The organism is Salinimicrobium oceani, assembly GCF_012037645.1.
In genome coordinates, this window is record NZ_JAAVJR010001477.1 from 1 (window position 1) to 304 (window position 304).

A 304-nucleotide genomic window follows, 5' to 3' on the forward strand; every position below is an offset into this window, starting at 1 on the left:
CAGGGATAACAAAAGTGGAAAATCGAAATCGTATTCTATCCCTATGTTACCGGCTGCATTAACGAAAAGTCCATTATCGTCGTCATCCCAACGATCGTCATCATTTCCGTCAACTGAACCAATTCCGGCACCAAAACCGGCATACCAGTTGAAACCTCCTTCAATATTCCACACCCAGTGGTAGATTCCTGTAAGCTTAAAAGCGTCGTAATGATTTCCATTTCTCCACCCCAGATCAAGTTCCAGCCTGTTGTTTTCTGAAAGTCCTCTTTGATAGGAAATTTCTGTTCCTACACCGTCACTT

Annotated in this window: 1 pseudogene; it reads right to left on the minus strand. The window is 43.1% G+C overall.

Going from position 1 to position 304, the window contains the following annotated elements:
- Nucleotides 1–304 (minus strand): annotated as a pseudogene (locus HC175_RS22705) (hypothetical protein); the annotation flags it as partial.